The organism is Streptomyces kebangsaanensis, assembly GCF_001906585.1.
Taxonomy (GTDB): Bacteria; Actinomycetota; Actinomycetes; order Streptomycetales; family Streptomycetaceae; genus Streptomyces; species Streptomyces kebangsaanensis.
The window spans coordinates 31,320-35,084 of record NZ_JUJA01000053.1 but is presented as its reverse complement, the minus strand read 5'-3'; the positions used below and the strand labels follow the sequence as shown (position 1 = coordinate 35,084).

Sequence of the window (3,765 nt, the reverse complement as noted above, 5' to 3'; positions counted from 1 at the left end):
GTCGTCCGGGTCGAGGACCGCGATCACAGCGGTGGCCGGCGTGGGCCGGTGCCGGGCGTGCAGTCCGCTGACGATCTCGCGGGGATTGCGCAGCAGAGGGATGCCCGCGGCGGCCCACTCCGCGGGTTCGAGCACGCGATGGGCGGAGGCGGCGGGCGTCGACAACGATGCCGTCGAGGACGGAGCGAATCCGAAGGTCACGTTCCTCCCTTCGGCAACGCGCCCACACTGCGGGCGTGGTCGGATTCGGGGGAGCGCACACCGCAGGAGAGCCCTACCGGATCACGGCCGGGCCGTGCGGGGAGCGGACTTCAATTCTTCCTGTCGAACTTGGATGCGGCAACGAGCATTTGAGGGCACCGGCCCTTATCGGGCAACCCGCGGCTTATATTCCTACCCGATGTGCCGCCGTACGACTCCTGAGGCCGGTCCCGCTTGGTGGACCGGAGTGGCTGATCGTCCGTGCCATCGGGTTGCATGGGGGCATGGACGATTCAGAACTCCGCGCCGAAGCCGACGCCGTCCTCGCCGAGCTCGTCGGCGAGCCGGGGGGCTCGGCGCGGTTGCGCGAGGACCAGTGGCAGGCGGTGGCGGCCCTGGTGCGGGAGCGGCGGCGCGCGCTGGTGGTGCAGCGCACCGGCTGGGGCAAGTCGGCGGTGTACTTCGTCGCCACCGCGCTGCTGCGCCGGCGCGGCTCCGGCCCGACGGTGATCGTCTCGCCGCTGCTGGCGCTGATGCGCAACCAGGTCGAGTCGGCGGCACGGGCCGGTATCCGGGCGCGCACCATCAACTCGGCCAACCCGGAGGAATGGGACAGCATCCACGAGGAGATCGAGCGGGGTGCGATCGACGTTCTCCTGGTGAGTCCGGAACGCCTCAATTCGGTGGATTTCCGTGAGCAGGTGCTGCCCGGGCTCGCGGCCACGACCGGTCTGCTGGTGGTCGACGAGGCGCACTGCATCTCCGACTGGGGCCATGACTTCCGGCCGGACTACCGCCGGTTGCGGGCGATGCTGGCCGAGCTCGCCCCCGGCGTCCCGGTGCTGGCCACCACGGCGACCGCCAACGCGCGGGTCACCGCGGACGTGGCCGAGCAGTTGGGTACCGGCGCCGGCGAGGCTTTGGTGCTGCGGGGTCCGCTGGAGCGGGAAAGCCTGCGGCTGGGCGTGGTCCGGCTGCCGGACGCCGCGCACCGCCTGGCCTGGCTCGCCGAGCACCTGGACGAGCTGCCGGGCTCCGGAATCGTCTACGCCCTCACCGTCGCCGCCGCCGAGGAGGCCACCGCCTTCCTGCGGCAGCGCGGCTTCGAGGCGGCCTCCTACACGGGGCGCACGGAGAACGCCGACCGGCTGCAGGCCGAGGCCGACCTGCTGGAGAACCGGGTCAAGGCGCTGGTCGCGACCTCGGCGCTCGGGATGGGCTTCGACAAGCCGGACCTGGGCTTCGTGGTCCACCTCGGCTCGCCGTCCTCGCCGATCGCCTACTACCAGCAGGTGGGCCGCGCGGGCCGCGGGGTGGACCACGCCGACGTGCTGCTGTTGCCGGGCAAGGAGGACGAGGCCATCTGGCGCTACTTCGCCGACACCGCCTTCCCGCCCGAGGCGCAGGTCCGCCAGACGCTCTCGGCCCTCGCGGACGCGGGACGGCCGCTGTCCGTGCCGGCTCTGGAGGCCCTGGTCGACCTCCGGCGCAGCCGGCTGGAGACGATGCTGAAGGTGCTGGACGTCGACGGCGCGGTGAAGCGGGTGAAGGGCGGCTGGATCTCCACCGGCGAGCAGTGGGTCTACGACTCCGAGCGGTACGCCCGGGTCGCCCGGCAGCGGGCGGCCGAGCAGCAGGCCATGCGCGAGTACGCGAGCACGGCACAGTGCCGGATGGAGTTCCTGCGCCGGCAGCTGGACGACGAGGGGGCGGCCCCGTGCGGCCGCTGCGACAACTGCGCGGGGGCCTGGACCGATGCCTCCGTCTCGGCGGAGACACTGGCGGGGGCGGCGAAGGAACTGGACCGCCCGGGGGTGGAGATCGAGCCGCGCCGCATGTGGCCGACGGGAATGCCCGCACTGGGCGTCGACCTCAAGGGGCGCATCCCGGCCGGGGAGCAGTGCTCCACCGGGCGTGCCCTGGGACGGCTCTCGGACATCGGCTGGGGCAACCGGCTGCGCCCGCTGCTGGCCGAGAACGCGCCCGACGGACCGGTTCCCGACGACGTCCTGCGGGCCGCGGTGGCGGTCCTCGCCGACTGGGCGCGCTCTCCGGGCGGCTGGGCCCCGAACGTCCCGGACGCCGCTGCCCGGCCCGTGGGCGTCGTCGCCGTGCCGTCCCTGTCCCGCCCGCACTTGGTCGGCTCCCTCGCCCGGGGCATCGCGACCGCCGGGCGCCTCCCCTACCTGGGGGCCCTGACGTACACCGGGCCGGGCGGTGAGTACGCGGTGCGCCGCAGCAACTCCGCCCAACGCCTCAGGGCGCTGTCCGGCGCCTTCACCGTCTCCGAGGAGCTGGCCGGTGCCCTGGTCCGCTCTCCCGGCCCCGTCCTGCTCGTGGACGACCGCACCGACTCCGGCTGGACCCTCGCGGTCGCCGCCCGCCTGCTCCGCCGGGCGGGCAGCGGACAGGTCCTGCCGCTGGTCCTCGCCGCAACAGGCTGAGCTGCCCCGTCCTGTGGGTGCGACATCCCGTGGGCACGACCGGACCCGCGGGGACGAGCCGCCCGGTGTGGCATCCGGCGGATCCTTTGCGTTGCTCGGAAAGCCGGGGCGGGAGGAAGCCGGAGCCCGCCCACGGCTGACGTGTCCTTGCCCAGAGTTATCCACAGGGCCCAGCGGATTTTTGCGTTCCGCGAGATCGTCGACGCATGACGAACCACAGCGAAACGACCGGACCCTCCGAAAACGGCGACATCGCCTACGGCGGATCCGGCCCCGAACACCAGGTCACCCTCCGTACCCCGGCCGAGCTCGCCGACGCCCTGCCGTATCTGCTCGGGTACCGGCCCGAGGACAGCATCGTCCTGGTCGCGCTGCACGATCGCGGCGGACGCGGCAGGTTCGGCGGAAGGGCCAGGCTCGGCATTCCTCCCAGCAGCGGCGACTGGCCGTCCGCGGCCCGTCAGCTGGCCCACGGCCTGATCACGGGCAGCGAGCGCAGGGGCGCCAAGCCGGAGCAGATGGTGGCCTTCGTCTGTCAGGAGCCGGCGGCGGGGGAGACGGGGCGACAGGTCATGCGGCGGCTGGAGCCGCTGGCCCGGAAGCTGCGCACGGAATGCGGCCGCCTCGACGTTCCCGTGATCGAAGCGCTCTGCATCTCCGACGGCCGCTTCTGGTCGTACTGCTGCCCGGCCGAGAGCTGCTGCCCCGAGGACGGGCTGCCCATGGGGCTGCCCGGCACCTCCGTGCTGGCCGCCGCGGCCACCTACGCCGGCATCCAGGTGCGGGGCAGCCTGAAGGAACTGAGGACCAGACTGCTTCCCTGGGAGACCTCCGCGGCACTGGAGCAGGAGATCGCCCTGGACGCCGCCGGCGTGTCCCTGGTGCCCAGGATGCTCGACGAGGCGGACCGCGCGGCGGTGGCCGAGGAGACCCTGGCGCTCGCCGAGCACGTGATGCGCCGGTTCGCCGAGGCCCCCTTCGTCCCCGACACCGTCCCCGCGGACCTCCGCGACGACCGGCTGCTCGAACATGAGGAAGCCGCGTCGCTGATCCTCGGCCTGCAGGACCGTACGACACGCGACCGCGCGGCGGAGTGGATGGAAGGAGACGAGGCGGGCCC

Annotated in this window: 1 protein-coding gene and 2 pseudogenes; 2 read left to right on the top strand and 1 reads right to left on the bottom strand. The window is 73.1% G+C overall.

Annotation, left to right across the window (positions count from 1 at the left end; all coding sequences use genetic code 11):
- Window positions 1-201, bottom strand: a pseudogene (locus RH94_RS42685) (hypothetical protein); the annotation flags it as partial.
- 284 nt (window positions 202-485) lie between these two features.
- Between RH94_RS42685 and RH94_RS07615 the strand changes: the two are divergent.
- Together RH94_RS07615 and RH94_RS42680 are read left to right on the top strand one after the other, a co-directional pair.
- Entirely contained in the window at window positions 486-2,645 is a 2,160-nt protein-coding gene (locus RH94_RS07615; protein WP_073946866.1) for a RecQ family ATP-dependent DNA helicase, read from the top strand.
- A gap of 206 nt (window positions 2,646-2,851) precedes the next feature.
- Window positions 2,852-3,765 (top strand): annotated as a pseudogene (locus RH94_RS42680) (DUF4192 domain-containing protein); the annotation flags it as partial.

Coding starts and splice junctions, on each gene's coding strand:
- RH94_RS07615 (WP_073946866.1), top strand. CDS start 486: ATGGACGATTCAGAACTCCGCGCCGAAGCCGACGCCGTCCTCGCCGAG.